Annotated in this window: 6 protein-coding genes; 3 read left to right on the top strand and 3 right to left on the bottom strand. The window is 59.7% G+C overall.

Features of this window, described 5'->3' with window-relative positions:
* Positions 1-479: NAD-binding protein (locus AC1DRJ_RS20845; protein WP_477803803.1), on the top strand; the 479-nt coding region annotated here is incomplete at its 5' end.
* 234 nt (positions 480-713) lie between these two features.
* Here the strand turns inward: AC1DRJ_RS20845 and AC1DRJ_RS20840 are convergent.
* Positions 714-1,058 carry a cupin domain-containing protein gene (locus AC1DRJ_RS20840; RefSeq protein ID WP_477803802.1) on the bottom strand — a complete coding sequence of 115 codons (345 nt, stop codon included), beginning with the start codon at positions 1,056-1,058 and terminating at the stop codon, positions 714-716.
* 111 nt (positions 1,059-1,169) lie between these two features.
* A complete protein-coding gene (locus tag AC1DRJ_RS20835; RefSeq protein WP_477803801.1) occupies positions 1,170-2,051 on the bottom strand; it encodes a LysR substrate-binding domain-containing protein in 882 nt (293 codons plus the stop codon).
* A 220-nt stretch (positions 2,052-2,271) separates the two neighbouring features.
* Here AC1DRJ_RS20835 and AC1DRJ_RS20830 point away from each other — a divergent pair, with 220 nt between their 5' ends.
* Entirely contained in the window at positions 2,272-3,036 is a 765-nt protein-coding gene (locus AC1DRJ_RS20830; RefSeq protein WP_477803800.1) for a sulfite exporter TauE/SafE family protein, read from the top strand.
* On the opposite strand, the gene AC1DRJ_RS20825 is transcribed toward AC1DRJ_RS20830, so the two are convergent.
* Positions 3,026-3,340 carry a putative quinol monooxygenase gene (locus AC1DRJ_RS20825; RefSeq protein WP_477803799.1) on the bottom strand — a complete coding sequence of 105 codons (315 nt, stop codon included), beginning with the start codon at positions 3,338-3,340 and terminating at the stop codon, positions 3,026-3,028. The two genes, AC1DRJ_RS20830 and AC1DRJ_RS20825, sit on opposite strands and share 11 nt — an antisense overlap.
* Positions 3,341-3,501: 161 nt before the next feature.
* Between AC1DRJ_RS20825 and mdaB the strand changes: the two genes are divergently transcribed.
* The coding region (mdaB, locus tag AC1DRJ_RS20820) for an NADPH:quinone oxidoreductase MdaB (RefSeq protein ID WP_477803798.1) at positions 3,502-3,953 on the top strand (452 nt) is incomplete at its 3' end.

The following is a 3,953-nucleotide window of genomic DNA, read 5'->3' as shown; positions in this document are numbered from 1 at the left end:
GCGCTACCCCTGAGCTGTTTGCCACCCTGCAACCGGTGCTGGCGCAGATGGGCCGCAACATCGTTCATTGCGGTGAAGTCGGCACCGGGCAAATCGCCAAGATCTGCAACAACCTGCTGTTGGGTATTTCCATGGTTGGGGTCAGCGAAGCCATGGCGCTGGGTGATGCCCTGGGGATCGACACGACTGTGCTCGCCGGGATCATCAACAGTTCCACCGGGCGGTGCTGGAGTTCGGAGATGTACAACCCATGGCCGGGCATCGTCGAAACGGCGCCGGCCTCGCGCGGTTATACCGGTGGCTTCGGTGCCGAACTGATGCTCAAGGATTTGGGGCTGGCCACGGAAGCGGCCCGTCAGGCGCACCAACCGGTGGTGCTCGGCGCGGTGGCCCAGCAGTTGTATCAGGCAATGAGCCAGCGTGGGGAAGGTGGCAAGGACTTCTCGGCGATCATCAACAGCTATCGCAAGCCGCAATAAGGTTTTCGCGGGGTCTGTGGCAGGAGAGCTTTTGTGGTGAGGGGGCTTGCCCCCGTTCGGCTGCGAAGCAGTCACAAAACCGGTTAACGCGATTTATCTGCAACACTGTGCTTTGCGATTTTGGGTCCGCATCGCGAACCAACGGGGGCAAGCCCCCTCACCACAGTGTTGCGCATTTCAAGTCAGGACATTTACCGGGAGATCACATCGAGTGATCTCCCGGTTTTTTTTGCATCACGCAAACACGAAATACTTGCGTACGGTTTCCACCACTTCCCATGTGCCTTTCATCCCCGGCTCGATGACGAAAATGTCGCCGGCACGCAGATGGATCGGCTCCTTTCCTTCCGGGGTGATGATGCAGTAGCCCTCGCGGAAGTCGCAGTATTCCCACTTCACGTATTCGACATACCACTTGCCCGGCGTGCAGATCCAGGTACCCATGATCTTGCTGCCATCATCGCTGGTGTAGGCGTTGAGGTTGACGGTGTGCGGGTCACCTTCGAGTTTTTCCCATTTGCAGGCGTCAAGCACCGGCAGTGGATGCGTGTCGCGAAGGACGGTAATCGGTGCGGTCATGTGGACTCCGGGCAGTGGGTTCAGGAACTGAAGTCGCACCCTATAGCGCCCAAGCATCGGTCAGTTGTCTGAACTCGACATCGAAGTGTCCAGAAACGCGCGACCCCGCTACTAAAGGGTCAAGGCTTGTAGCAAAGCCTTCGCGTAGCCGGGTAGCGCTTCAAAGTCCCGGGCGCAGAGCAGCAGTTTGCGTTGCGCCCAGGGTTCCTGCAGAGCGGTCCACTTGAATGAGTGTCCCCCCGGCCAGCGCACGACGGCGGCCAGGGGCACGATGGCCAACCCGGCACCGCGCGCGACCATGCGCATCACGCCCTCGAAACCGTCAGTGCGGATGCGGATTTGCAGGCGCGAGCCGATGTGCAGAGCCTGTTCTTCGAGGTACACCGCGAGGGCGCTGTTGGCGTTCAGTCCTACGTAATCATGGTGCAAGGTGTCGCTGAAACTTAAGGATTCGCTGTCGGCCAGCGGGTGATCGTGGGGCAGAATCAGCACCAGCGGATCGTCGCGAAAGGCGCGGGTCTGCAGGTCATCGGTGTCCACGGCGTCGGACACGATGCCAAGGTCTGCCGCGCCCTGGCGCAGCGCGTGGGTGATGCGTGCGCTGGGCAGCTCTTGCAGATCGATGTCGAGATTGGGGTGCTCATGCAGAAAGTCCGCGAGCAACTCCGGCAGGTACTCGGTGATTGCGGTGGTATTGCACAACAACCGCACCTGACCTTTGACACCCTTGGCGTATTCAGCCAAGTCCTGTTGCATGTGTTCCGCCTGTTGCAGCAGCGCCCGGGCGTGTTTTGCCAAAGCTTTGCCCGCCGAGGTCGGCGTGACACCGCGCCGGCCTCGCTGTAAAAATTCGATGCCGAACGCAGCTTCCATGGCGCGGATTCGCGCGCTTGCTGCCGCCAGGGACAGATGGCTGCGCGCGGCTCCGGCGGTGATGTTGCCGCTGTCGAGGATGTTCAGGTAGAGGCGCAGGTCGGTCAGGTCGAAGTGCATTGGCAACCTCGGGATTTGTGTTGTCTGGAGGGACGCCTTCGCGGRCAAGCCCGCTCCCACATTTAGACCGCGATCAAACCTGTGGGAGCGGCGGTGCGGCGATCCGACTTGCCCGCGAAGAGGCTAGTACTCGACTCATTTATTTGCCTCTTGCTCTACAAGAGGCTGCCTCAGTATATGGCAGATTTTCACGCGGCTAATCCACGCTCAGGATAGCCCCATGAATACACTCGCCGCGTTCTATCAAAACCTCGGGCTGGCTCTGTCATTGCTGGTCATCGCCACCTTCCTGCTGGCCGGCATGATCAAAGGCGTCATCGGCCTCGGCTTGCCAACCATCGCCATGGGCCTGCTCGGTCTGGCTATGGCGCCATCGCAGGCTGCTGCGCTGCTGATTATTCCGGCAACACTCACGAATGTGTGGCAACTGGCATTCGGCGGACATTTGCGCGGGTTGATCAAGCGTCTATGGCCAATGCTGCTGGCTATTTTCATTGGCACCGGCGCGGGCACGCTTTGGCTTGGCATGGCTGGTGGACATTGGGTGGTACGGGGATTGGGCGTTGCATTGTTGCTCTACGCGCTGAGTGGTTTGCTCCTGCCAACCTTGCGCGTCGGCAGTCGTACCGAACGCTGGTTCGGTCCGCTGTGCGGCGTGCTGACAGGCGTCATCACCTCGGCCACCGGCGTCTTTGTGATTCCGGCCGTGCCTTATCTGCAAGCGCTCGGTTTGAGCAAGGACGAACTCGTGCAGGCGCTGGGCTTGTCGTTCACCATTTCGACCCTGGCGCTGGCAGCCGGCCTGTGGTGGCGTGACGCCCTAGGCGGAGGCGAGTTGAGCGCGTCGTTGCTGGCGCTGATCCCGGCCATGCTCGGCATGTGGCTGGGCCAATGGCTGCGTCAGCGGATCAGCGCCGTATTGTTCAAACGTGTGTTCTTCATCGGCCTCGGTGTGCTCGGCGGCCACTTGTTGATCAGCGGGTAGCGGACGACGGGCTGAGCATGTCGATGGCGCGGATCTCGAAGTCCCGTTCCAGGTAATCATCGCGCTGGTCGAGGAACTGCTTCATGTGCGGAAGATTCGAGTGCACGTCCAGGTGAGCCTGGGACTGCCAGATCTCGTAGAAGATAAAGAGCGTCGGGTCCTGTTTGTCGCGCAGCATGTGGTACTCGATGCAACCGGGCTCGGCGCGACTGGCTTCCACGTAGCCACGGAAAAACGCTTCGAAGGCGTCGGATTGCTCCGGGCGGGTCTTGGCGTGCAGGATGAAGCCTTGCGTTTCACTCATCAAAAATCTCCTCAAATTAAGAATCGGCGCAAGTTTATTGCAACAATCGCCTAGTGATTCGTGCGTATTGGTCAAAAGGGTTTTGCGTATTCGGGGCTTATTCCGCGCGAGGCCAACCATTAACCTGCCGCCATCCAATTTCTGACCTTCCGGGATTTCTGATGAAAAAAGTTCTGTTGCTCAATGGTGGCAAAAAATTCGCCCACTCCGATGGCCGCTACAACGCCACCCTGCATGAAGCCGCGTTGAGCGTGCTGGACCGCGGCGGCATGGATGTGAAAGCCACCTTCATCGACGAGGGTTACGACGTCGCCGAAGAAGTCGCCAAATTCCTGTGGGCCGACGTGATCATTTATCAAATGCCSGGCTGGTGGATGGGCGCGCCATGGAYCGTGAAAAARTACATCGACGAAGTCTTCACCGAAGGCCAYGGSAGCCTCTACGCCAGYGAYGGCCGSACCCGTTCCGATGCCTCGCAGAAATATGGCAGCGGYGGACTGRTSCAAGGTAAGCAATACATGTTGTCGCTGACCTGGAACGCGCCGCAGCAAGCCTTCGACGATCCGACCGACTTCTTCGAAGCCAAAGGCGTGGACGCGGTGTACTTCCCGTT

The organism is Pseudomonas sp. P5_B2 (genome assembly GCF_056400445.1).
The sequence above is the reverse complement of the archived record's forward strand: the minus strand, read 5'-3'. Positions and strand labels throughout refer to the sequence as shown.